This is a genomic window from Pseudomonas sp. MPDS (genome assembly GCF_013283895.1).
In the GTDB taxonomy this organism is placed as follows: domain Bacteria; phylum Pseudomonadota; class Gammaproteobacteria; order Pseudomonadales; family Pseudomonadaceae; genus Aquipseudomonas; species Aquipseudomonas rhizophila.
The window spans coordinates 2727299-2749612 of the sequence record NZ_CP054128.1; the positions used below are offsets into that span (position 1 = coordinate 2727299).

At 60.4% G+C, this 22314-nt stretch carries 21 protein-coding genes and 1 pseudogene; 15 read left to right on the plus strand and 7 right to left on the minus strand.

Annotation, left to right across the window (positions count from 1 at the left end; all coding sequences use genetic code 11):
* Positions 1 to 20: 20 nt before the first annotated feature.
* Genes HQ912_RS12115 through HQ912_RS12125 form a run of 3 tightly spaced genes read left to right on the plus strand, consistent with a single transcriptional unit; the run spans position 21 to position 2460 of the window.
* On the plus strand, positions 21 to 341 hold the full coding sequence (locus tag HQ912_RS12115) for a MocE family 2Fe-2S type ferredoxin (RefSeq protein WP_047229685.1): 321 nt from the start codon (positions 21 to 23) through the stop codon (positions 339 to 341).
* An 18-nt stretch (positions 342 to 359) separates the two neighbouring features.
* Positions 360 to 1592, plus strand: a complete 1233-nt coding sequence (locus tag HQ912_RS12120) for an NAD(P)/FAD-dependent oxidoreductase (protein WP_173406813.1) — start codon at positions 360 to 362, stop codon at positions 1590 to 1592.
* 1 nt (position 1593) lies between these two features.
* Positions 1594 to 2460 (plus strand): sugar phosphate isomerase/epimerase, encoded by an 867-nt coding sequence (locus HQ912_RS12125; protein WP_173406814.1) that lies wholly within the window; start codon positions 1594 to 1596, stop codon positions 2458 to 2460.
* Here HQ912_RS12125 and HQ912_RS12130 read toward each other — a convergent pair.
* Positions 2443 to 4134 carry a thiamine pyrophosphate-binding protein gene (locus HQ912_RS12130; RefSeq protein WP_173406815.1) on the minus strand — a complete coding sequence of 564 codons (1692 nt, stop codon included), beginning with the start codon at positions 4132 to 4134 and terminating at the stop codon, positions 2443 to 2445. The two genes, HQ912_RS12125 and HQ912_RS12130, sit on opposite strands and share 18 nt — an antisense overlap.
* A 29-nt stretch (positions 4135 to 4163) precedes the next feature.
* On the minus strand, positions 4164 to 4916 hold the full coding sequence (locus HQ912_RS12135; protein WP_173406816.1) for a hypothetical protein: 753 nt from the start codon (positions 4914 to 4916) through the stop codon (positions 4164 to 4166).
* Between the two features lie 427 nt (positions 4917 to 5343).
* On the opposite strand from HQ912_RS12135, the gene HQ912_RS12140 reads away from it, so the two are divergent.
* Genes HQ912_RS12140 through HQ912_RS12155 form a run of 4 tightly spaced genes read left to right on the plus strand, consistent with a single transcriptional unit; the run spans position 5344 to position 9655 of the window.
* Positions 5344 to 6201, plus strand: a complete 858-nt coding sequence (locus tag HQ912_RS12140; protein ID WP_173406817.1) for a sugar phosphate isomerase/epimerase family protein — start codon at positions 5344 to 5346, stop codon at positions 6199 to 6201.
* A complete protein-coding gene (locus tag HQ912_RS12145) occupies positions 6194 to 7243 on the plus strand; it encodes an isopenicillin N synthase family dioxygenase (RefSeq protein ID WP_047229680.1) in 1050 nt (349 codons plus the stop codon). Before HQ912_RS12140 ends, HQ912_RS12145 begins: the two co-directional genes overlap by 8 nt.
* Positions 7244 to 7266: 23 nt before the next feature.
* Entirely contained in the window at positions 7267 to 8064 is a 798-nt protein-coding gene (locus HQ912_RS12150) for a transporter substrate-binding domain-containing protein (protein ID WP_047229679.1), read from the plus strand.
* 49 nt (positions 8065 to 8113) lie between these two features.
* Positions 8114 to 9655, plus strand: a complete 1542-nt coding sequence (locus tag HQ912_RS12155) for an amino acid ABC transporter permease/ATP-binding protein (protein ID WP_173406818.1) — start codon at positions 8114 to 8116, stop codon at positions 9653 to 9655.
* 153 nt (positions 9656 to 9808) lie between these two features.
* Here the strand turns inward: HQ912_RS12155 and HQ912_RS12160 are convergent, their stop codons facing one another.
* Both HQ912_RS12160 and HQ912_RS12165 read right to left on the minus strand, forming a co-directional pair.
* The gene (locus HQ912_RS12160; RefSeq protein ID WP_047229677.1) at positions 9809 to 10507 is read right to left on the minus strand and encodes an SDR family oxidoreductase; all 699 of its coding nucleotides are present in this window, start codon (positions 10505 to 10507) and stop codon (positions 9809 to 9811) included.
* A 63-nt stretch (positions 10508 to 10570) separates the two neighbouring features.
* On the minus strand, positions 10571 to 11782 hold the full coding sequence (locus HQ912_RS12165) for a multidrug effflux MFS transporter (protein WP_160894257.1): 1212 nt from the start codon (positions 11780 to 11782) through the stop codon (positions 10571 to 10573).
* A gap of 162 nt (positions 11783 to 11944) precedes the next feature.
* On the opposite strand from HQ912_RS12165, the pseudogene HQ912_RS28090 reads away from it, so the two are divergent.
* Both HQ912_RS28090 and HQ912_RS28095 read left to right on the plus strand, forming a co-directional pair.
* Positions 11945 to 12106: pseudogene (locus HQ912_RS28090) on the plus strand (TetR/AcrR family transcriptional regulator); the annotation flags it as partial.
* Between the two features lie 585 nt (positions 12107 to 12691).
* Positions 12692 to 13057: a MarR family winged helix-turn-helix transcriptional regulator gene (locus tag HQ912_RS28095; RefSeq protein ID WP_409936845.1), complete on the plus strand. Its 366-nt coding sequence runs from the start codon at positions 12692 to 12694 to the stop codon at positions 13055 to 13057.
* 216 nt (positions 13058 to 13273) lie between these two features.
* Here the strand turns inward: HQ912_RS28095 and HQ912_RS12180 are convergent, their stop codons facing one another.
* Both HQ912_RS12180 and HQ912_RS12185 read right to left on the minus strand, forming a co-directional pair.
* Complete coding sequence (locus tag HQ912_RS12180; protein WP_173406819.1) at positions 13274 to 14278, minus strand: aldo/keto reductase; 1005 nt, start codon at positions 14276 to 14278, stop codon at positions 13274 to 13276.
* A gap of 261 nt (positions 14279 to 14539) precedes the next feature.
* Entirely contained in the window at positions 14540 to 15100 is a 561-nt protein-coding gene (locus HQ912_RS12185; RefSeq protein WP_173406820.1) for a PaaI family thioesterase, read from the minus strand.
* Between the two features lie 62 nt (positions 15101 to 15162).
* On the opposite strand from HQ912_RS12185, the gene HQ912_RS12190 reads away from it, so the two are divergent.
* On the plus strand, positions 15163 to 15615 hold the full coding sequence (locus HQ912_RS12190; protein ID WP_047229673.1) for a MarR family winged helix-turn-helix transcriptional regulator: 453 nt from the start codon (positions 15163 to 15165) through the stop codon (positions 15613 to 15615).
* A 34-nt stretch (positions 15616 to 15649) separates the two neighbouring features.
* Here the strand turns inward: HQ912_RS12190 and HQ912_RS12195 are convergent, their stop codons facing one another.
* Positions 15650 to 16642: a GntR family transcriptional regulator gene (locus tag HQ912_RS12195; protein ID WP_409936846.1), complete on the minus strand. Its 993-nt coding sequence runs from the start codon at positions 16640 to 16642 to the stop codon at positions 15650 to 15652.
* A 343-nt stretch (positions 16643 to 16985) separates the two neighbouring features.
* Between HQ912_RS12195 and HQ912_RS12200 the strand changes: the two genes are divergently transcribed.
* The 5 genes from HQ912_RS12200 to HQ912_RS12220 all read left to right on the plus strand — a co-directional run bounded on the left by HQ912_RS12200 (position 16986) and on the right by HQ912_RS12220 (position 22309).
* Entirely contained in the window at positions 16986 to 18377 is a 1392-nt protein-coding gene (locus tag HQ912_RS12200) for an amidase (RefSeq protein ID WP_173406822.1), read from the plus strand.
* A gap of 26 nt (positions 18378 to 18403) precedes the next feature.
* Positions 18404 to 19282 (plus strand): polysaccharide deacetylase family protein, encoded by an 879-nt coding sequence (locus tag HQ912_RS12205; protein ID WP_047229670.1) that lies wholly within the window; start codon positions 18404 to 18406, stop codon positions 19280 to 19282.
* 28 nt (positions 19283 to 19310) lie between these two features.
* Complete coding sequence (locus HQ912_RS12210) at positions 19311 to 20651, plus strand: MFS transporter (RefSeq protein ID WP_173406823.1); 1341 nt, start codon at positions 19311 to 19313, stop codon at positions 20649 to 20651.
* A gap of 10 nt (positions 20652 to 20661) precedes the next feature.
* Positions 20662 to 21423 carry an SDR family NAD(P)-dependent oxidoreductase gene (locus HQ912_RS12215; RefSeq protein ID WP_160894270.1) on the plus strand — a complete coding sequence of 254 codons (762 nt, stop codon included), beginning with the start codon at positions 20662 to 20664 and terminating at the stop codon, positions 21421 to 21423.
* A 136-nt stretch (positions 21424 to 21559) separates the two neighbouring features.
* Positions 21560 to 22309 (plus strand): SDR family NAD(P)-dependent oxidoreductase, encoded by a 750-nt coding sequence (locus tag HQ912_RS12220; RefSeq protein WP_047229667.1) that lies wholly within the window; start codon positions 21560 to 21562, stop codon positions 22307 to 22309.
* Positions 22310 to 22314 lie beyond the last annotated feature (5 nt).

Genomic DNA, 22314 nt, shown 5'->3' on the forward strand with positions numbered 1-22314 from the left:
CCCGAACAAGAGAAAACGCCATGAACGATCAATGGATCGATGTATGCGCCGTGGGCGAAATCAATGAAGAAGATGTCATTCGCTTCGACCACGGTCCGCATACCTATGCCATCTACCGCTCTGCTGATAACGAGTTTTTTGCCACTGCTGGCCTGTGTACTCACGAGTCGATCCACCTGGCTGACGGCCTGGTGATGGACCACGTCATCGAGTGCCCCAAGCACAACGGGCGCTTTGACTATCGCACCGGCAAAGCCTTGGGGGCGCCAGTGTGCGTCAACCTCAAGACCTTTCCGGTACGGGTCGACGCGGGGCGGGTTCTGCTCGCCATTTCAGCTTGACCGCCAGGAGTGCACGCCATGAATGCTCCACTGATTATCGTCGGCGCCGGCCATGCCGGTGGCCGCGCGGCGCTGACCTTGCGCGAGCAGGGTTATACCGGTCGGCTGATCCTGATCGGCGATGAACTCCATTTGCCGTACGAGCGTCCTCCGCTGTCCAAGGGCTTGCTGCAGGGCACGATGGACCTGGACGATTGCAGCCTGTGGAGGGATAGCCGGCTCACTGAACTGAACATCGAACACCTGGCGGGCAACCCGGTAAAAAGCCTGGATCCGCAGCACCACCGCCTGCAATTGACCGACGGACGTTGGTTGCCCTACAGCCGATTACTGTTGGCGACCGGGGGCAGAGCGCGTCGCTTGTCCCTGGTGCCTGAACCACTGGCCAACGTGCTTTACCTGCGCACCCATGACGAAGCCCTGGCCCTGCGCAGCGCATTGATCCCCGGCACGCGCCTGGTGATCATCGGCGGGGGCTTTATCGGCCTTGAGGTCGCGGCAACGGCCCGAACCTTAGGCTGTCAGGTGACGTTGCTGGAAGCCGGGCCACGACTGGCCGGGCGAGTCTTGCCTGAAGCTGTGTCCCAGGCCTTGTTGGAATTGCATCGGCAACAGGGCGTAGACGTGCGGCTGAACGTAGCGCTTGAAAGGGTACAAGGCATCGAACGCGCTGAGGCGGTGCAACTGGTGGACGGCCAGGTGCTGCCCTGTGACTGGGTGGTAGTCGGTATCGGCATGCAACCCAACGTCGAATTGGCCGCGGCGGCGGGGCTTGAGGTGGGCCAGGGTATTCGAGTCGATGCCCAGTTGCGCACCAGCGCGCCAGACATCTTTGCTGCCGGCGATGTGTGTGAGTTTCGCCTGCACGCCGACGCGTTATTCCAGCGCCAGGAAACCTGGCGCAATGCCGAGACCCAGGGCCGTCACGCGGCATTGAATCTGTTGGGTGGCGAGCTGCCGTTCGAGGGGGTTCCCGGCTTCTGGTCTGATCAGTACGACTGGGGCTTACAGACGGTGGGCGTGATCCCACCGACGCCACCTTCGGCCGTTCGCACCTTGGCAGGCGGTGGTCTGCTGCTGTTCTACCTGGACACCGAGCAACGTTTGCAAGGCGCCTGCGGCTGGGGGCAGGGCAACAGCGTTGCCAAGGACATCAAGTTGTGTGAACGGCTGATTGCCAACCTGACTCCACTCTCTGTGGACGCATTGGCCGACGCCGATGTCTCGCTCAAACATCTGCTAAGGCCCTGACATGCGTGAATTCCTGGTATTTCAGTCCCTGTGGGCCATGCAAGATCACCGTGGTCAATGCGATCTTTGCCTGGAGGCGCAGGTGGAGAAGATTGCCGCTGCTGGCTTCGATGGGGTCACCGACCATTTCTGGGTCGCGCCACAGGCCGAACGTCTGCATGCCGCTGCCAAGGCGCAAGGCCTGCAAATCGAAGGTCAGCTGTTTCCCCGCACCGTGAGTGACTTGGCGCAAGCGCTTGAGGTGGCCTCCCGCTACGGCTGCCACCACCTCACGCTGCAAGCCGACGTCCGGCCGCGCACGCTGGCACAGGCGATCACCCTGATCGAAGGCTGGCAGCGTCTGGCCGAGCAGGTGGACTTTCCGATCCTGCTGGAAACCCACCGCTATCGTCTCACCAGTGACCTGTTGTTCACCCTCGACTTGCTCGCGCAGATGCCCGACCTCAAGTTGTTGGCTGACTTGTCCCATTACGTTGTGGGCCGCGAATTGCCTGAGCCGGCCGCGGTCGAAGACGACGAACAGATTCACACCATCCTACGACACAGTTGGGGCTTTCACGGGCGAGTCGCTAATAGTGAGCAGGTCCAGGTGCCCTTGACCTTTGCCCAGCATCGCCCCTGGTTGGACCGGTTTCTGGGCTGGTGGCGCTACGGAATCAAGGATTGGCTGGCGCGACCGAACACACCCACGAGCCTGTCCTTCACCTGTGAACTTGGCCCGCCACCCTATGCGATCACAGGGAATGATGGGCGCGACATAACGGATCGCTGGGACGAGGCGCTGCTGCTGAAGGGCCTGATGCGGGGTGTTTGGGATGAGTGTCAGCAGGGACAAGGTGCGCCCATTCCTTCAGGGCATGATCGGTAGTTCAATGAGATTCGGGCAGCCTGAGCGAATACCTTCTTCGATAGCTCCTGCAATATCGCCGGCGCGCTCGATCCTGCGGGAAGGGATCCCCATGGAAGAGGCGAGGGCCAGGAAATCGATCGCCGGGTCGCAGAGGTCCATGCCGATGAACCGGTGAGTGCTTGCACTCAGATAGTGCGCCTGGCTACGAGCGTAACTCTTCAAAATATTGTATTCGCCGTTGTTCATGACAACGAACGTGATCGGCAGTAGTTCATGCGCCGCCGTCCAGAGTGCTTGCGGTGAGTACATTGCCGAGCCATCACCGACCAGACAGACTACCGGGCTGCGGTCCAGGCCAAGCGACGTACCGACAGCCGCCGGCATGCCCCAGCCCAGGATGGCGCTGCGGGTAAAAAGATACTGGCGGGCCGAATGAGAGTCCAGGCAGGCACGGACATGAGGAATCGTGGCAGGTGCTTCGTCGACGATCCAGACGTCCGGCCCGATTGCCCGGATAGCCTCGTGGGCAGCCACGAAAGGCGTTGTCACCGGCGTGTTGAATTCGCGACTGACGCGAGCGACGACGTCGGCACGACGTGTATCGCGTTCTTGGCCTGCGACGTTTCGCAGCGTTGCGATTGCCTCGCTGTGTGGGACCAATTTCTTGTCCAGTATCGGCAACAGCGTTTGCAAGGAGAGTCTTAAATCTCCGATCAGCCCTAGCGCTGTCTCGTGGACTCTGCCTAATTGGTGTCCATCGCCGGTCAATTGGATAAGGCGACAGTGAGAGGGAATAGCGGGGCCCTGGGAATATTGATAGCTGATCAACGAATGGCCGCCGAGCAGGAAGACTGCGTCGAAGTCAGAGAACGTCTCTCTGATATCGGAAGCCTTCGCAGGCAGCGTTCCCCGCCACTGCGGATGAGCCGTCGGAAACGGAATATGCCCGGGCCAGGATGGCCCGTAGACCGGCGCGCCGAGTGCTTCGGCGAGCTTCACGGCTTCAACTTCCGCGCTCGACTGGAACACTTCCTCTCCAACGATAATCGCCAGACAACCGGGGGTAATTGCCGCTAAGGCAGCGGCCAATTCCTCAATCGCCCCGGTCACGGCACCGCGCTCGATTCGCGATGGCGGGCCGGCCGTTACATCCGTGTGTTGCTCCATCACGTTTATCGGCAGGGAAAGGAAAACCGGGCCGGCCGGCCCCGTGCGACAGTCCTGAAACGCACGACGCAGCAGCATCGGGATGTGTTCGGGATGATGAATTTCTTCCGCCCATTTGACGCTCGGTCGGGCGAGAGCGACGAGGTCTCCGTGGAGCAGCGGGTCGGTCACGCCATGTCGCGTGTCTTGTTGGCCCGCCGTGACGACAAGCGGCGTATTCGCCATCTTCGCGTTGAGAATTGCGCCCATTGCATTGCCGAGTCCACCGGCCGTATGGAGGTTGACGAAGCCGGGGCGACCGGATGCCTGTGCATAACCGTCGGCCATCGCTACGACTGAGGCCTCTTGGAGTCCGAGGATGTATTGGATGTCTGAGGCGCCTGAGAGGGCGTCGAGCAAAGGCAGTTCGGTTGTCCCCGGATTGCCGAAGACGTAACGTACCCCCTCGCTGCGAAGCACTTCTACGAACAGGTCCGCGCCGCGTTGCCCGCGGCTGTTGAAAAAAACATTGGATCCTGAAGGCATGGCGCAGAACCTCATCTGATCTGGAAGCTTTAATTTAGCTGGTTTGCTGTGGCGACGGTTAGCTGGCTCCGGACCGAACCGTTACCCGTGGCCTTCAAAATCGCATTGCACAAGGCCCGGGCGACAGGTGCGTAACTGGTCTGGCTGGGCTGGCCGGCTTCGGGAGCCCCGGTGGGATTGATCAGGTGCACCGCGATCTGTCCTGGCAGCCATGAGACGAGTGGCCAACGGGTGCGATAGGCAGGTTTAGGCCGGGTATCTCCGAGGGTCGGCTCAAAATCGCAGGATGTCACGAACGCTATCCCTATCAGGCAAGCGCCTTCGAGCTGCGAGCGCACGCGACCAGGATTTTTCAAGAAACCCAAGTCCGCGACAACGACCGCGTCATGAATGATCAAGCGGCCTTCGTCGCTCACTTCGATATCGAGAACGACCGCCATGCAGGTCTGCGCGTCATAGTGGGCAGCGATGCCTTGCGCCCGACCATGTCTTGGGGGCTTGCCCCAATGAGCTTTCTTTGCCGCTTCGGTGATGACGCTCTGCATTCGATGGCCGTCGACGCTTGATGAGTGCCGAGTGCCATCGTTCACCGTCGATGCCAGATCAATCAGCGAAAGCAGATAGTCCCTGTGATCCAGCTTGCAGGTTCGCACCTGCGCGGCCATGAATCGCTGTTCGGCGAACAGGCGGAGCAACAGGCCTTTTCTGTCCAGATTGCTGTCGAGCGTCGATTGCCAAGTAAATGGATCAAGAGCACTAGCGTGCGCATCAGGATGGCTCATTGCGTTTCTCCTTCCGGCGGATGGCAAGAGGTCCAGCTAAAGCGATGTGTCCTTGGTGCCTGTAACGCTGGCACCGTAGGGCAGTCATTGGGGGTACTTTAGGGGCAAGGATCTGACGTCAGAGTGACCGGAGGCTGACAGGAACATGTCAGGCGTTGGGCTGGTCGGCTTTGGTCCAAGCGTCGTTAGGAAACGCACGATAGACGTGCACCGGCGTCCCGGGTTCACGCACCAGGTCGATGTTAGTTCATGGATTTCTGAACTAACTATTTGCTACAGCCTATTCAATCATTTGTCACGATGGCCTTAGGATCCTCCACACGGGACCGCCGCCATCAGAGCAGCAGCCCGCAGCAGCCCCTTTTCGACTGCCCAGCAACGCCACCAGCCCAATCCGCCAGTGGCCCGACGCAGTCGAGAGGAATGCATGAAGCTAGAGATTTTCCGTACTTTATGGGGCTATACCGCCGGCCATTCATCCGCCCTGGATGAACTGCTCGCCGCCGGTTTTGATGGGATCGAAGCACGCCTGCCACTGCAGGCCAATGAGCGTGGCGAGTTCGGCGCTTTCCTGCGCAGCAATCACGTCCCCTACATTTGTACCCTGTTTAGTGCTTACGATGTCTTGCCTGATCAGCGCGCCACGCCTGCCCAGCACTTGGTCGACATCGATTGTAAGCTCGGCTGGGCCTCGGAGCTGACACCCCGTTTCGTCAATCTGCTTGCAGGCAATGATCGCTGGCCTCTGGCGCAGCAGGTCGAGTTCTTCGGTCAGGCCCTGGAGCTGGCCGCCAGGCATGGGGTGTTCTGCAGTTTCGAGACTCACCGCGCCCGCTCCCTGTATAGCCCTTGGGTGACTCTGGAACTGATTTGCCAACTGCCGGAACTGCGTTTCACCAGTGACATCAGCCATTGGGTGGTGTGCTGTGAGCGGTTACTGGACGACCCGGCCGACGATCTGTCGTCCTTCGTCGAGCGCGTTCATCACATTCAAGCTCGGGTCGGTTATGACCAGGGCCCGCAAGTTCCCCATCCCGCCGCCCCGGAATATGCCCGTGAACTGGTGTTTCACCAGCGCCACTGGGAGGCGGTCTGGGCTTCTCAATTTCAGCGCGGCTATGCAGTCAGCACCCTGACCCCGGAGTTCGGTGCCGACGGGTATCTGCATCACTTGCCCTTCACCAACATGCCAGTGGCCGATCTCTGGACCTTGAACCAGTGGATGGCGCGAACCGAGCGCGAACACTTCAACCGTTTTACCTGTGAAGGAGCCCACCATGAATAAGACTTCGCTGACCCAGGCCAACTTCAATCGCATTCCGGTGGTGAACATCGCCGGCCTCTTCAGTATCGAACTGGAGCATCGCCTTGCCGTGGCCGAGCAACTGGGTCGTGCCGCCAGCGATGTGGGGTTTCTGTACATCACCGGACACGGTATTGATCCGGCACTGATCGAGGGCCTGCGCCAGGCGAGCGAGGATTATTTCGCGCAGCCCCTGGAGACCAAGATGCGCCATTACATTGGTGCCTCGGAAAGCCACAAGGGCTTCGTGCCCGAAGGTGAGGAGGTGTACTCCAAGGGCAAGCCGGACCACAAAGAGGCCTTCGACATCGGTTTCGAAGTGCCGGTGGACGATCCGCTATTCCTGAGTCGAACGCCGCTGCTGGGCCCGAACCACTGGCCCGACGTGCCGGGTTTTCAGGCTGCAGTACAAAATTACTATCAGGCCGTGTTTGCCCTGGGCCGCCGACTGTTCGATGGCTTCGCCCTGGCCCTGGGCCTGGAAGAGGGCTACTTCGACGCACTGGTCACCCGGCCGCCTTCCAAGCTGCGGCTGATCCATTACCCCTTCGACGCCACTGCTGTGGATGCTCCCGGCATCGGCGCGCATACCGACTACGAGTGCTTCACCATCCTGCACGCCGATCAGCCGGGGTTGGAGGTGTTAAACGACCAGGATCAGTGGATCGATGCACCGCCAATGCCCGATGCGTTTGTGGTGAACATCGGCGACATGCTGGAAGTCATGACCGCTGGGACCTTTGTGGCCACCGCTCACCGAGTGCGCAAGGTGGCTCAGGAGCGCTATAGCTTCCCGCTGTTTTACGCCTGCGACTACCACACGCTGATCAAGCCGTTGCCGGCATTCATCAATGACGCTCAGGTCTACGAGGCGTTGACGATTGGTGAACACATGTGGAGTCAAGCCCTGCAGACCTATCAATACCTGCGCAAACGCGTCGAGAACGGCGAGCTTGAACTGCCGTCCCGAGCCCGCAAGCCATCGAGCTTCGGTCGCCTGAAAAACACTGCCACTCATTCCTAAAAAAACCAACGGAGCTTCCCAACATGAAAACCCCCTACGCCTTGACCCGACTGAGTCTGCTCGCCGCTAGTCTGTTCTGTGCCAGTGCCGCCTTCGCCAGCACCGCGACCCCGGGTGTATTGAAGGTCGGTATGGAAATCACCTACCCACCGTTCGAGTCCTATGACGCGAACAAGAATGTGGTCGGCTCCGACCCGGAGTTGGCCCATTCCCTGGCCAAGGCAATGGGCGTCAAGGCCAACTTCGTCGATACCAAGTTTCCCAATCTGCTCAACGGCCTCAACGCCGGGCACTACGACGCAATCATCTCCGGCATGTACATCACCCCGGAGCGCCAGGCCCAGGCCCGGACCATTGCTTATGCCAACACCGGCGCGGCGATCATGGTGCCCAAGGGCAGTGAGTTGAACCCGCAGGTTCCTGAAGACCTGTGTGGCCTGAAAATCGGGCTGGAGCAGGGCACCACCTGGGTCGGCAAGTTCCGTCAGTTGTCCAGCGACTACTGCGTCCCGAACAACAAGGGCGCCATCACCGTCAGTGAGTTTCCCTCGGCACCCGAGGTGACGCAGGCGCTGCTGTCAAAGAACATCCAGGCTCAAGTGGAAATTGCCGGCGCCGCGCACATGATCGCTCAGCGTACCAACGGCCGTGTGATCGTCAGCTCGCAGAAGTTGGTTTACCCGCAAACTTTGGGCATCTACGTCAAGAAAGACGCCGACGCGACCTATCAGGCGCTGGTCAAGGCGTTGGCTGAGAGTAAGGCCAACGGTGAGTACGCCGCCATTCTCAAGGCGTATGACCTGGAACCGGTCTCTGAGTAATGCCTGAAACCGCGCCCTCGATCGGGGGCGCGGCTTGCGCGAGGTGTCTATGCAATTCGATTGGGCTTACTTTTTTTCGCTGTTCTCCATGGCTGACTTCTGGGCGGCGAGTCTGACCGTCATCGAACTGAGCACCCTGGCCTGGTTTCTGGGCATGCTGCTGGGTTTCGTCCTGGCATCGGCCAAACTGTCGAGCGTGCGTTGGCTGCGCATACCCGCATCACTCTACATCTGGTTCTTTCGCAGCATTCCGCTGCTGGTGCTGGTGGTCTTCGTCTACAACCTGCCGCAGTTGCTGCCCGGTGCCGGGCCGGTGCTGTCGGTGCCATTTTATTCCGGCCTGTTGGCGCTGGTGGTCACTGAGGCCGCCTACATGGCAGAAATTCATCGTGGCGGGCTGATTTCGATCGCCAAGGGCCAGAAGGAAGCGGGCCGTGCCCTGGGACTCGGGCTGCTTGGCGTGCAACGGCTGATCGTTATTCCTCAAGCGTTTCGTATCTCACTGCCGACGTTGATTAACGAATACATCACGGTGGTCAAACTGACCTCGTTGATCTCGGTGATTTCACTGACCGAACTGCTGACTGTCGGCCAGCGCCTGTATGCCCAGAACTTCCTGGTTATGGAGACCCTGGCGGCTGTGGGCGTGTACTACGTGCTGATCGTTACAGTGTTTGGCTTTGCCTTGCAGCGTCTGGAACGTTACCTGGACCTGAACCTGCGTACACCGCAAACCCTGGAGAGCGCCTCGACACAAGTGCTGCGTGACAGTCTGGCACCTAGGGTATCGAGCAAGGTCAGCCTCCCAGCCAAAGGTGCGGCCCCGGCCCTGCACCTGCAGGACGTGCACAAACGCTACGGCGATCATCATGTGCTCAAAGGTATCGACCTGAAGGTGCAAAGCGGCCAGGTGATTTCCATCATCGGCCCGTCCGGCTCCGGCAAGACCTCGTTGATCCGCACCATTAATGGCCTGGAACGCATCGATCAGGGTGAAATCCTGTTGTTCGGGGAGGGCTTCATTAATGCCGAGGACAAACCGGATGGCTCTCGGGTTCGTCAGGGCGTGCAGCGCATCGGCATGGTGTTCCAGAACTTCAACCTGTTTCCGCACCGGACACTGTTGGACAACATCAGCCTCGCCCCTCGTTATCATGGCGTCAGCCGCACACTGAGCGAGCAACGGGCCTGCCAGTTGCTCGACAAGGTCGGCCTGCTGGCCCACGTTCACAAATATCCGCATCAACTGTCTGGCGGCCAGCAACAACGTGTGGCGATCGCCCGGGCCATGGCCATGGACCCGGACATCCTGCTGTTTGACGAACCGACCTCGGCGCTGGACCCGGAACTGGTCGGCGAGGTACTTACGGTGATCGCCGACCTGGCTCGCGAAGGCATGACCCTGCTGATTGTCACTCACGAAATGGAATTTGCCCTGTCGATCTCTGACCGGGTGATTTTCATGGAAAACGGCAACGTGCAGCTGGATGCCTCGCCACAGGCAATCCGCGAAGGGCATGGCGCCCAACGGGTACGACGGTTTATCGGGTTGGAAGAGTCAGAGGACGAGCGTTGCCTGTTGATGAGCTGAATTGAGCGCGTTTGGTCGCATGATCCGCTTTATGCCGTGGGCTTTTGACCGTCCCATGGTTCATTGCGGTCGTGGCTGCCAATGCGATAAGGAGATTGCAAAGCCCAGATGAGCCGGCGATGAAAGCTGCCGGATCTTTCGGGTCACCCGGTTTTACGATATCGGTCGCAGGTAGATACCGTTGCTCAGATTTTGCTTGAGCTGCTGGCTCGTCTCGTCCGCCAACACTTCCGGCTGGTCGTTGGCAACGCCATCCAGTGCGCGCTGTACCACATCGTGAGGGTTTGCCTTTGGCACGCCTTCGATACCGCGCGTCATGTCGGTGTCCACGAACGCAACATGCACGCCCACGACCAGGGTGCCCTGACTTGCCAATCGCAGGCGCAGGCCATTGGTAAGCGACCAGGCCGCCGCTTTGCTTGCCGAATAGGTAACGGTGGTGGGCAGGTTGATCCAGCTCAGGGCCGAGTGCATGTTGACGATTGCACCACCGCCGTTGGCGGCCAGGATCGGTGCGAAAGCCAGGCTGATGGCGAGCGGGGCGACCGCGTTGGTCTCGAACTCGTGGCGAAGGGTTTCCAGGCTAATGCTGTCATGCGCTTCGCCGCTGATGCCGGCGTTGTTGATTAGCAGCGTGAGGTCGTGCGCCTGTTCAGTCGCCGCCGCGATATCTTCGGGACGGGTCACGTCGAGTTTGATTGGCACCACGTTGGCCTGGGCTTCGAGAGTGGCGGGGTCACGTGCCGCGGCATAGACCTTCGCGGCACCCGCCGCGAGCAGTGCTTGCACGAAGGCCTTGCCCAACCCACGGTTGGCGCCGGTCACCAGCGCCACGCTACCTTTGATCTGCATGTTGATTCTCCAGTTGTTGGTCATGACGCAAACAAGAAACGACGCCTCAGCGCTTTAGCGTGTTTATTTCGCGAGACTGCCCCGTAGAAGGAACAGCGCCAGCGCGATCAGACAGGCTGTCGTCTGGACACCGCCCAGTGCTGTAACCGGTGCAAGCGTCAGCACCGAAACCAGCCAGGTTGTCAGTGCCGCCGCCCCCATGGAAACAAAGCCCAACAGGGCGGAAGCCATCCCGGCTTCCTTACCAAAAGGTCCCATGGTGATGGCCGTGCCCAGCGGATTGGCCAGGCCCATGCCCCAAAGAAACGTGACCATTGAAAGGGCATACCACCCAAGGCTCGGATCGGCCGGGCCTGCGAGCAGGAGCCCTCCGCCCGCCATGGCACAGGCAATGCCCAGCGTGGTAATGAGTCTTGGGCCGTAACGGTGCGCCAGGCGCGGGGCCGCCATGCCGGCTGCGAACACAACGAACACCGTGCAAGCGAAGTACAGGCCCGTCTGCAACGACGTCAGGCCGATCCCTTTCATCAGAATAGCGGGGGCGGCGGCGAACGATGCGAACAGTCCGCTCATCAGCAGGCTCATCGAAAGGGCAGGTAGGATGAAGCGCTTATCCAGCGTCAACCGCCGATACGCGAGCACCACGCTCTTGGCTGAATGCGGCGCGCGGCGGTCGGCGGGATGGGTCTCGCCAAGGCCGCGAACGTAGAAGAAGGCGAGCGCAACGGCGGCCAGCCCTACCAGGATAAAAATCGCCCGCCATCCAAGCGTGACCGACAGCAGGCTACCCGCCAGTGGTGAAAAACCTGGCGCAGCGGCGGTGGCAATCATGGTCAGCGACAACGCGCGAGCGAGTGCTTCTCCCTCAAACAGATCCCGTGCAATTGCGCGCGACAGCACTGAGGCGGCACACACGCCCAATGCCTGGATGACGCGTCCTGCAATCAGCGTATCGAGGGTGTTGGCGAGGCCTGCGACGACGGTGCCCACCACGAAGATCGCGAGTCCGCCCAGCACCAGCTTCTGGCGCCCGTAGCGGTCAGCCAGCGGCCCGACCACCAACTGGCCCAGTGCGAAGGTGATGAAGAAGCTGGACAGCGTCAGGCCAAGCGCGCGGGCGTCCACTCCCAGGTCTTCACCGATGACGGGGAATGCCGGGAGGATGATGTTGGTGGAGAGCATACCGATAGCAGCCAGGCCAGCGAGCAGTGCCACGATTTTTCCGGTCAATGGCTGGATGGCCTGGACGGGGGCATTCACAAAAGTTGTCGTCATGGATTTACATCCCTTGGCGCTTATGGAAGCGGTAGTCGTGGAATTGGCCGGCAGGCGGAAGTCGGCCCGCACTCTGGCTACGGCGTATGATGGTTGTAATATTTTCAGCCAAGCATGATGATCATCATGTTATTCGTCAAGCATAAATATCGAGGTCCACTGATGCGATATCCTGCAAGCCAGACTGCAGAACGGCGCGAGAAAATCCTTGAGGAGGCCTCCCGGTTGTTTCGCGGCAAGGGCATCGCAGGGGCGAGCATTGCGCAGGTCATGAAGGCATCGGGCCTGACTCATGGCGCGTTCTATGCGCACTTCGATTCGAAGGATGCGCTGGCTTGTGCCAGCCTTGAGCATGCGATGGACCAGTTGGCGCTACGGTTGCGCGACACTGTCTCCAGCAGCGATACACCCAAGCAAGCCTTTCTGGACAGGTACCTAAGTCAGGGTCACCGCGACCACCCGGAAGCAGGCTGCGCAATGCCTGCCTTGGCCATTGATGTCGCACGGGAACCGGGGATGCGGCGTTCGTTCACGGGCCGGGTCGCCGGAATGATCGAATCGTTCAGCGCCAGTCTTCCCTGGCGGCGTGACCGATCCAGGGAAGACCAGGCGATCGGTTTCATGTCGGCGATAGTCGGCGCCATGGTGCTCGCCCGAGCGGTCGACGATCAACCGCTGTCCGACCGCATTCTTCAAGCGACACGTGACGAACTGCTTGCGGGTGAGCAGGCTGGGGCAACAGTACAGGCCTTGGACAATATCCCCGACATCAGCCGACCAGTAGCCCGGAAAATATCTAGTGAGCTAGATAATATTGGGCTACAAAAGCGAGTTCCTGCCAAAAAGGCTGTCGTGCAGCGGGAAGTCGGAACCCAACTGTCCTTTGCTCTGTACGGTGCCGCCAATCGGATGATTCGCCTGCACAAACCCTTGCTGGAGCCCCTTGGGCTGACGTTCCCCCAGTACCTGGTCATGCTGGAACTGTTCACGGACGCGCCCAGGACCGTGGGCGATCTGGGCGCTGCACTTGGGATGGATACCGGGACGATCACGCCCTTGCTCAAGCGTCTTGAAGTGTCGGGCATGGTGACTCGAGCCCGCGACAAAAGCGACGAACGCCGCGTGCTGATTGCGCTTACCGACACTGGGGAAGGCCTGCGCGAAGAGCTTTGGGCCGTCACGGACAAGATCAAGACCGCCTGTCAACTGACTGAGGATGGGTTGGAAGCTCTTCGCGGCACGCTTAAGGCTTTTGCGCGTCCCGCTGGCGAATGAGGGCAGCCCTCCCGAAGATAGACCGGCAAGTGCAGTATCGATGTACCAGCGCCATCGTCGCTGCCGGTTGCCTGGAAGATGTGACCCTCAAGATAAGCCCTCCTGAATCCACCACCTGATTGCGCAAGCTGCCACGCCCTCAGCGTGGTCGCCTTCGCGATGGTTACAGGATATGGGAGTGTCGCTCGCGTACACCAGCACAGCGCCGAGGCAGGGCTATGCCACGATCCGATCCGCGCTCTCGGCCCAGGGGATTACCGTCCGCGCTGGAGTTGAGGGTGTCAGGATGCTTGCGGTATCGAGGCGACTGATGTGCTCGGAAGAAAGCTCAAGCGACAGCGCACCGAGGTTGTCGGTGAGCTGAGTCATTGAGCGTGGTCCGATGATCGGCACTGCCCCGTGGGTGCCTGCCCAGGCAATGGCGACCTGACCTGCACTGGCGCCGATCTCGCCCGCGATGGCAATGACGGTGTCGAGGATTTTTGTACGCTGCGCCGAATTCTCCGGCTGGAACACCCGGCCGCCCAAACCTTCGGCGCGACCTTTCTCCCCTTGGCGGTACTTGCCCGTCAGCATGCCGCCGCCCAGCGGCGACCAAGTGACGATACCAAGGCCCAGCGCGTGCGATGCCGGGAACAGGTCGGCTTCGGGCTCGCGATGAACCAGGCTGTGCTGGAACTGCGCAGCCGCGATGGGAACGGTACGAGTAAGTTCGGCCAAGGTCACTGTGCGGGAGAGTCGCCAGGCGGCGAAGTTCGAGAGGCCCGCATAGAGGATCTTGCCCGCGCGAGCCAAGTCCTCGAAGCCACGGACGATTTCCTCGGCCGGCGTGACGCCATCGGGATGATGCACCCAGTAAATGTCAATCCGATCCGTCTTGAGTCGCTTCAGGCTCGCTTCCACGGAGGCGATCATGGCCCTGCGGCTGTTGCCGGTGACCAGCCGATTGGCATTCGGCTGCGCGCCGCTGCTGTACTTCGTCGCAATGACGAAATCTTCGCGCCGCCCCTCCAGCAGGATGCCGATCTGTTCCTCCGATTGTCCGAACTGGTAGACATCCGCTGTATCGATGAAATTGCCTCCAGCCTCGGCATAGGCGTTGAAGATCGCTTTGCTGGTATCGGGATCGGCACCATGGCCCCAACCCGTGCCAAAGTTGCCCGTGCCGAGCGCCACCTGCGAAACCCGCAGGCCGGTTTTGCCAAAGGATGTGTATTTCATGACTTTCTCCATTGATCCAGGAGCGATGATATTGCCGCTGTTGGACGACTCGGAACCACGAGGTTGCCTACGAAAATCTGCACGACTTGCCCGTCCTGATTCAGCGCGTCTTGCGCATCTTGATCCGCCCTTGCTCCGGTCTTGATCTCGACGGGCACACCTTCAGGATTTTGCTTTCCACACTCAGTTCATCGCAGGGGTGTCTTTCTGCGATGCGCCATGCGTGCCGATCGGGGGCGGACCGCAGCGCAGAGAACAATGTCAGGCTTGCTCATGGGGACTCCTTGGAGAAGGGGCAGGGAAATCGAAGATCAAGCATGTCGTAGTGGCATGCGCGTACAGCTTGCCGTCGGGGCCAACGATTCGGCCTTCGGCAGTGGCAATCCGACTTCCTGCATGGATCAACTTCCCCTCGGCGCGTACTAGCGGTACCGCGTCGGTCAAGGCGCGGACCATGTTGACTTTCAGCTCCAGCGTAGTGAAGCCCTTACCCGCGGGTAAGGTCGAATGCACGGCGCAACCTACCGCCGAATCGAGCAGCGTGGAAAACCAACCGCCGTGCACGGTTCCCAGCGGGTTGTAGTGCCTTCGTTGCGGTCGACCTTGGAAGATCGCTGTGCCTGGTTCCATGTGAATGGGCAGGAAATCGAGCGTATCGCCGATTGGGGCGGGCGGGAGTTCCCCAGCAAAAATTGCCTCGAACAACTCCATGCCTGTCAGGCTGGTGATCTGTTTCTGCGTCGCGGAGTGGGAGGTGTTCCAACGGGCACGAATCGCTTTTTCCTCTTGGTCCCACCGCGCAACGACCTGGTCAGCCTGCATCACGAACTCCTTCCTCAGCCTCAATACTTGTATATACAATACTTGTAGATACAATCTATAACATGAAAAATATGACCAAGCCACAGGGTTGCACCAATCTGAAGATTCGCCAGCTCAATCGCATGGTGACGCGTCACTACGATCGCTATATCGCCGAGTCCGGATTAAAAAACACGCAGTACTCATTGTTGTCACACGTCGTCAGACTGGGGCCCATTCGGCCGAGCGACCTGGCTCGGCGAATGCAAATGGAGGCTTCGACGTTGACACGGAATATGCAGCCACTGGTCGCTCAAGGCTGGTTGACGGTCGGGGCAGGTGGCGACGCGCGCAGCCGCCTTGTCCAAGTGACCGAGGCAGGACTGGAAAAGCAAGCCGAAGGGCGCCGCGCCTGGAAAGAGGCGCAATTGGCACTTAATGAGCGACTCGGCGTGCATCGCGTTGCGGCGCTCCATGAGTTGCTGGATGCATGCATCGAGTGCCTTGATGATGAGCCTGAAACGTGTACGGACTGACTGGTAGGCGATTGGCCGTTTCCCAGAAACGCTTTCAGCTCAGTTTGGTCAGATATTCCGGCACCTGTTGCTCAGGTAGCACGGACAGAACCTTCAGCCGCTGCAACATGCGTTGGCGGGCGCGGTGGAGGTGTTCCTTGAGGTTCAGAGCTGCTGCGTCGAATGCGCCATGCAGTAGCAGCTCTAAAATCAAACGGTGCTCGGCCAGCATGGCTTCGTCGGGGCCGAGGCCCAACTGACTGTAAAAAATCCGACTGATGATCCTGGGACTCTGGGCCTGCCGGATCAGCGTAGCGATCTTGCGATTGTTTATTCCGGCGAGGCAGTGGTAATGCAGGTCTTCTTCAAGTTGCTCGATGCATGCCAGACTGCAACGTGGGTTGCTCTGTGCCTCATTAACCCGAGCCAGCATCGCTTCAAGGGATTCGCGACTAAGCCCTGGTGCGCTCTGGCGTAACGCCTCAGGTTCAAGGCAGGCGCGCAACTCGTAGTCTTCGGTGACCTCCCTGGCGGTGAGGGGGCCGGCCAGCCATTGGGAGTAGGGTTCCTTTTCCACCAAGCCGCGGTCACGCAGGCGCATCAATGCCTCGCGTATCACCGCCCGACTGACGCCGTAATGCTCGGCGGCCATTTGCTCGTCGAGTCGATAGTGTCCGAAAGCAATACAGGTCGATAAAGCCGAGCCAATCTCGTCGAACATCCGCTCGCCCAACGGCCGGGTATCGACCAGTTCTTCGCTGCTATCAAGGCCGAGTTGCTTGTGGGTAACGGCCAACCGCAGGGGCTCCACTTCCAACCCTTTCGGGTTGACCAGATAACCGCGGCCATCGAATCGACTGATCAAACCTTCCTTATGCAACAGGTCCAGCGCTTTGCGCACCGGTACGCGGCTGGTTCCGAACAGGTCGGCCAGAGGTGCTTCGAGCAGGACGAGCCCTTGAGCCACCTCCCCATCAACGATGGCGTCACGCAGGACCTGGCGGATCATGGCGTAGCGGGAGGCAGTGCGGTAATCCTCGGCGGTCATCGATCTCATACGCTTCTCGAAAGGCGGGGGGAAGATTCTCGCACAAGTCTGTTGTCACCGTGGACCACGTCATTAGTGCGCGTTCGTAGGGCCGTTGTTACTGATCTGCACCAAAACGGATATTTATTAATTAATACATTATTGGTGTTGCTGGCTGGCCCTGCCTGGAAGGCTCCGCAAAATAGGAACATCAACCCGCTCGGAAAGGTGTCTAGTCCGAGTGCTAGACGCAGGCCGCTTGCTCAGGTTTGCCGCTCTGGCATGCCTTCAGTATTCAGTTTGGCACGCTATCTGCTCTGTAAAACGTACATTTTAATAATGAATACGTTTATTGGTGAGTCAGATGTCCTACTCCAGTCCTCGATTACCCCTTGAAGCCGATGCTTTGGCGATGGCGGATGCATTCGCCTCGGGCAGCAGCGACCCGGTCAAGGCGTTGGAAGAAATGCTGGCCAGGGTGGCGGAAGTCGATGACGTGTTCATCTCTCTTTGTTCGGCGCGTGCCTTCCGCGAAGCCCTCTCGTCAGCCGCACGCTGGAAGGCCGGACAGCCGGCAAGCGCACTGGACGGCGTTCCCATAGCTTGGAAAGACATGTTCGACGTCGCCGGCAGCCCAACTACCGCAGGCGCATCCGTACGCCGCGACACTTCGCCAGCGCTGCTCGACGCCAATGTCGTAGGTCTACTGGCGCGAGCCGGGATGGTCAGTGTCGGGAAAACAAATCTTAGCGAATTTGCTTACTCAGGCCTCGGACTCAATCCCCATTTTGGCACGCCGCATAATCCCGTAGGCCTCGACCAGCCACGCATTCCGGGCGGCTCGTCCTCAGGCTCAGCGGTCGCCGTCGCGGCGGGAATCGTGCCGATCGCCATGGGCACGGACACCGCTGGCTCCATCCGAATTCCAGCGGCCTTCAACGGCTTGGTGGGGTTTCGAAGCAGTTGCAGACGCTACAGCCGAGAAGGCGTCTTCCCGCTCGCGCATACCCTCGACAGCGTGGGGCCTCTGACGCGCAGTGTGCGCGACGCCTTATCCATCGACGACATTCTGCTTGGGCGCGCCAAACCGACATCGCTTGTCCCCCGAGATTTGGCTGGGCAGCGATTCTGGGTCGATCAGGCAGTCATTGATGATGAGCGCATAGAGCCTGCGGTACGCGACAACCTGCTGCAATGCTTGATCGTGTTGAAAAATCACGGTGCGCTGATTGACCTGCGACCTTCGCCAGCCTTTCAGGCGGCACTTCAGCTCATTGAGCAACAAGGTTGGCTCGGTGCTTCTGAGGCTTTTGCCCTGCATCAGTCTCTGCTGGACAGCGATGCCGCCGCACGACTCGACCCCCGTGTGCGGCGCCGCCTGGAGGCGGCACGTGCATTCCCCGCCAGCCAGTTGGTCAACCTCTACGGGGCACGCAAACGCCTGCAGCAACAAATCACCGATGAACTTGATGGCGCGTTTTTGATTACCCCAAGCGTGGCCCATGTGGCGCCGCCGTTGGCGGCACTGGAAGCCGATGACGAGCTGTTCGCGCAGACCAACCTCGCTACGTTGCGCCTGACGATGCCCGGCAGTTTGCTGGATCTGCCGGGTGTGTCATTGCCCAGCGGCTGCGATGCGCTCGGTTTGCCCACCGGCATGCTGATAAGCGCGCCGCCGGGCGAAGACTCTCGATTGTTGCGAGCTGCGCTGGCAGTGGAAGCCGCGTTGCGCCACCACCAAAACACCCACGATTGATCTGATAAATCCGCAGGAGAGAGATGATGGCTAAAGAAATTCTGTGCGCCTTCGGCGTCGACGTAGACGCCGTGGCAGGCTGGCTGGGCTCTTATGGTGGTGAGGACTCACCCGACGATATTTCCCGCGGTCTGTTCGCTGGCGAAATTGGCGCTCCGCGTTTGCTCAAGCTTTTCGAGCGTTACGGCCTGCGTACTACCTGGTTTATCCCCGGCCACTCGATGGAAACTTTTCCCGAGCAGATGAAGGCGGTGGCCGATGCGGGCCACGAAATCGGTGTGCACGGCTACAGCCACGAAAACCCGATTGCGATGACCGCCGAGCAGGAGGAAATCGTGCTGGATAAGTCCATCGAGTTGATCACCCAGGTCACCGGCAAACGACCCACCGGCTACGTCGCGCCGTGGTGGGAATTCAGTAAGGTCACCAATGAGCTGCTGCTGAAAAAAGGCATCAAGTATGACCACAGCCTGATGCACAACGACTTCCACCCCTACTACGTGCGCAAGGGCGACAGCTGGACCAAGATCGACTACAGCCAGCACCCCGACACCTGGATGAAACCCCTGGTGCGCGGCGAAGAAACCGATCTGGTGGAGATTCCGGCCAACTGGTACCTCGACGATTTGCCGCCGATGATGTTCATCAAAAAGGCACCCAACAGTCACGGTTTCGTCAACCCGCGCCACCTCGAGGAAATGTGGCGCGACCAATTCGACTGGGTCTACCGCGAACACGAACACGCGGTGTTCACCATGACCATCCACCCCGACGTGTCCGGCCGCCCACAAGTGCTGCTGATGCTTGAGCGTCTGATCGAACACATCCAGAGCCATGCCGGCGTGCGCTTCGTCACTTTCGACGAAATCGCCGACGACTTTATCCGCCGCCAACCGCGTACCTGACACCCACCCATCCTTCGAGGCGCGATTCATGTCTATCTACAACAAGCTTGACCTGACTGGCTGGAAACCCCGGCAATTGACGTCCCAGGAAGTACGCTTCGCCACCTGGATCGCCTTCTTCGCCTGGGTGTTTGCGGTGTATGACTTCATCCTGTTCGGCACCTTGCTGCCCGAGATCGGCCGGCACTTTGGTTGGGGTGAAGTGGAGCAAGCTGAGATCGCGACCTGGGTGGCGGTGGGTACCGCCGTCGTCGCCCTGGCCATCGGCCCGATTGTCGACAGGCTGGGGCGGCGCAAAGGGATTATCCTCACTGTGGCCGGTTCCGCGCTGTGCTCGGCGCTCACCGCGATTGGCGGGGCGTGGGGCAAGTCGCCGCTGATTCTGATCCGTTCGTTGGGTGGCCTGGGCTATGCCGAAGAAACCGTCAATGCCACTTATTTGACCGAGTTGTATGGCGCCTCTGAAGACCCACGGCTGACCAAACGTCGCGGCTTTATCTACAGCCTGGTGCAGGGCGGCTGGCCGGTCGGTGCGTTGATCGCCGCCGGCTTGACCGCGCTGTTGCTGCCGATCATCGGCTGGCAGGGTTGCTTCATCTTCGCCGCAATCCCGGCCATCGTGATTGCGATCATGGCGCGCATGCTCAAGGAGAGCCCGCAGTTCCAGATCCACGAACGCATCAGTCAGTTGCGTAAAAGCGGCGCCGTGACCGAAGCGCAAAACGTCGCCGTGACCTACGGCGTGGACTATGACGAACACAGCAAGGCTGGCCTCAAAGCCGCGTTCCGTGGCCCGGCCCGTCGCGCCACATTGGTGATTGGCGCCGCGCTGCTGCTCAACTGGGCGGCCATCCAAGTGTTCAGCGTGCTCGGCACTTCAGTGATCGTCAGCGTGCACCACATCTCGTTCGAGAACTCGCTGATCATCCTCGTGTTGTCGAACCTGGTGGGTTACTGCGGCTACCTCAGCCACGGCTGGATGGGCGACAAGATCGGCCGTCGCAACGTGATTGGCTTGGGTTGGATGCTCGGTGGCCTGTCGTTTGCCGGGATGCTGTTCGGCCCGAGCAATATGCCGATGGTGGTCGGGCTGTACAGCCTGGGCTTGTTCTTTCTGATTGGGCCGTACTCGGCGGCGCTGTTCTTTATCAGTGAAAGTTTCCCTACCAGCATCCGCGCCACCGGTGGCGCGATCATTCATGCCATGGGCCCGATTGGCGCGGTGGTCGCAGGTTTTGGCGCCACCCAGGTGTTGTCCGCCGGCAGTGACTGGCAGACCGCCGCACTGTGGTTCGGTGCGCTGCCGTGTTTCCTGTCCGGTGCCCTGATGTTTGCCGCACGCCATGTGCGCCCGGAAACCGTCCAGTAAGGAGTTATCGATGAGCCGTAAAGTCGCCTTGATTACCGGTGCCGCCAGCGGCATCGGCCAAGCCCTCGCCGTGGCCTACGCGGGCAGCGGTGTGGCAGTCGTCGGCGGGTATTACCCGGCCGACCCCCATGACCCGCAAACAACGGTGGCCCTGGTGGAAGAAGCCGGTGGCGAGTGCCTGATGCTGGCACTGGACGTGGGCGATACCGCCTCGGTGGATGCGCTGGCCGAGCAAGCGGTGCAGCATTTCGGCCGCCTGGATTACGCCGTGGCGAACGCAGGTTTGCTGCGCCGTGCGCCGTTGCTGGAAATGACCGATGCGCTGTGGGACGAGATGCTCAACGTCGACCTGACGGGGGTGATGCGCACCTTTCGCGCGGCGACTCGGCATATGGGCGAGGGCGGTGCGTTGGTGGCGATTTCGTCGATTGCCGGCGGCGTATATGGCTGGCAAGAGCACAGCCACTACGCAGCGGCCAAGGCCGGCGTGCCGGGGTTGTGCCGTTCGCTGGCGGTGGAATTGGCAGCAAAGGGCATTCGTTGCAATGCGGTGATCCCAGGGTTGATCGAGACGCCGCAGTCGCTGGATGCGAAGAACTCCCTGGGGCCGGAAGGCCTGGCGAAAGCTGCGAGGGCGATTCCGCTGGGGCGGGTAGGGCGGGCGGATGAGGTGGCGTCGTTGGTGCAGTTCTTGACCAGTGATGCATCGAGCTACCTGACCGGGCAGAGCATCATCATAGACGGTGGGCTGACCGTGCGTTGGCCCGACTGACTGTACTCAATCCAAACGTGGGAGCGGGCTTGCTCGCGAATGCGGTGTTTCAGATAAATCAGTTTCGACTGACAGACCGCATTCGCGAGCAAGCCCGCTCCCACAGGGGACCTGTGTTTGCTTCAGGAGATTCTACATGCCTCAACTTACCCACCGCCGTGCCGTCATCACCGGCGCTGGCAGCGGTATCGGTGCCGCCATCGCCCGTGCCTATGCGGCTGAAGGCGCGCGTCTGGTGCTGGCCGACCGCAATGCTGTCAGTCTTGCCGAAACCGCGATCATCTGCCGCAACTTCGGCGCCGAAGTGGTGGAGTGCCTCGCCGATGTAGGCACCGTCGAAGGCGCCCAGGCCAGTGTCGACCGTTGCGTCGAGCACTTCGGCGGCATCGACATTTTGGTCAATAACGCTGGCATGCTCACCCAGGCGCGCTGTGTCGACCTCACTCTCGAGATGTGGAACGACATGCTGCGCGTTGACCTCACCAGCGTATTCGTGGCCAGCCAGCGCGCCTTGCCGCATATGCTCGCCCAGCGTTGGGGGCGGATCATCAACGTGGCCTCGCAACTGGGCATCAAGGGCGGCGCCGAACTCACCCATTACGCTGCGGCCAAGGCCGGGGTCATCGGCTTCACCAAGTCCTTGGCGCTGGAAGTCGCCAAGGACAACGTACTGGTCAATGCCATCGCTCCGGGGCCGATTGAAACGCCATTGGTCGCTGGGATCAGCGATGACTGGAAACGCGCCAAGGCCGCCGAGTTGCCCCTTGGCCGGTTCGGCCTGGCGGACGAGGTGGCGCCCACCGCTGTGCTGCTGGCCAGCGAGCCGGGCGGCAACCTGTTCGTTGGCCAGACCCTCGGCCCGAATTCTGGCGATGTCATGCCATGAGTGAG

Excerpts from the sequence above, each read along its gene's own strand:
- HQ912_RS12115 (WP_047229685.1), top strand. The coding sequence starts at position 21 with ATGAACGATCAATGGATCGATGTATGCGCCGTGGGCGAAATCAATGAA.
- HQ912_RS12120 (WP_173406813.1), top strand. The coding sequence starts at position 360 with ATGAATGCTCCACTGATTATCGTCGGCGCCGGCCATGCCGGTGGCCGC.
- HQ912_RS12125 (WP_173406814.1), top strand. The coding sequence starts at position 1,594 with ATGCGTGAATTCCTGGTATTTCAGTCCCTGTGGGCCATGCAAGATCAC.
- HQ912_RS12130 (WP_173406815.1), bottom strand. The coding sequence starts at position 4,134 with ATGCCTTCAGGATCCAATGTTTTTTTCAACAGCCGCGGGCAACGCGGC.
- HQ912_RS12135 (WP_173406816.1), bottom strand. The coding sequence starts at position 4,916 with ATGAGCCATCCTGATGCGCACGCTAGTGCTCTTGATCCATTTACTTGG.
- HQ912_RS12140 (WP_173406817.1), top strand. The coding sequence starts at position 5,344 with ATGAAGCTAGAGATTTTCCGTACTTTATGGGGCTATACCGCCGGCCAT.
- HQ912_RS12145 (WP_047229680.1), top strand. The coding sequence starts at position 6,194 with ATGAATAAGACTTCGCTGACCCAGGCCAACTTCAATCGCATTCCGGTG.
- HQ912_RS12150 (WP_047229679.1), top strand. The coding sequence starts at position 7,267 with ATGAAAACCCCCTACGCCTTGACCCGACTGAGTCTGCTCGCCGCTAGT.
- HQ912_RS12155 (WP_173406818.1), top strand. The coding sequence starts at position 8,114 with ATGCAATTCGATTGGGCTTACTTTTTTTCGCTGTTCTCCATGGCTGAC.
- HQ912_RS12160 (WP_047229677.1), bottom strand. The coding sequence starts at position 10,507 with ATGCAGATCAAAGGTAGCGTGGCGCTGGTGACCGGCGCCAACCGTGGG.
- HQ912_RS12165 (WP_160894257.1), bottom strand. The coding sequence starts at position 11,782 with ATGACGACAACTTTTGTGAATGCCCCCGTCCAGGCCATCCAGCCATTG.
- HQ912_RS28095 (WP_409936845.1), top strand. The coding sequence starts at position 12,692 with ATGATTCGCCTGCACAAACCCTTGCTGGAGCCCCTTGGGCTGACGTTC.
- HQ912_RS12180 (WP_173406819.1), bottom strand. The coding sequence starts at position 14,278 with ATGAAATACACATCCTTTGGCAAAACCGGCCTGCGGGTTTCGCAGGTG.
- HQ912_RS12185 (WP_173406820.1), bottom strand. The coding sequence starts at position 15,100 with ATGCAGGCTGACCAGGTCGTTGCGCGGTGGGACCAAGAGGAAAAAGCG.
- HQ912_RS12190 (WP_047229673.1), top strand. The coding sequence starts at position 15,163 with ATGAAAAATATGACCAAGCCACAGGGTTGCACCAATCTGAAGATTCGC.
- HQ912_RS12195 (WP_409936846.1), bottom strand. The coding sequence starts at position 16,642 with ATGACCGCCGAGGATTACCGCACTGCCTCCCGCTACGCCATGATCCGC.
- HQ912_RS12200 (WP_173406822.1), top strand. The coding sequence starts at position 16,986 with ATGTCCTACTCCAGTCCTCGATTACCCCTTGAAGCCGATGCTTTGGCG.
- HQ912_RS12205 (WP_047229670.1), top strand. The coding sequence starts at position 18,404 with ATGGCTAAAGAAATTCTGTGCGCCTTCGGCGTCGACGTAGACGCCGTG.
- HQ912_RS12210 (WP_173406823.1), top strand. The coding sequence starts at position 19,311 with ATGTCTATCTACAACAAGCTTGACCTGACTGGCTGGAAACCCCGGCAA.
- HQ912_RS12215 (WP_160894270.1), top strand. The coding sequence starts at position 20,662 with ATGAGCCGTAAAGTCGCCTTGATTACCGGTGCCGCCAGCGGCATCGGC.
- HQ912_RS12220 (WP_047229667.1), top strand. The coding sequence starts at position 21,560 with ATGCCTCAACTTACCCACCGCCGTGCCGTCATCACCGGCGCTGGCAGC.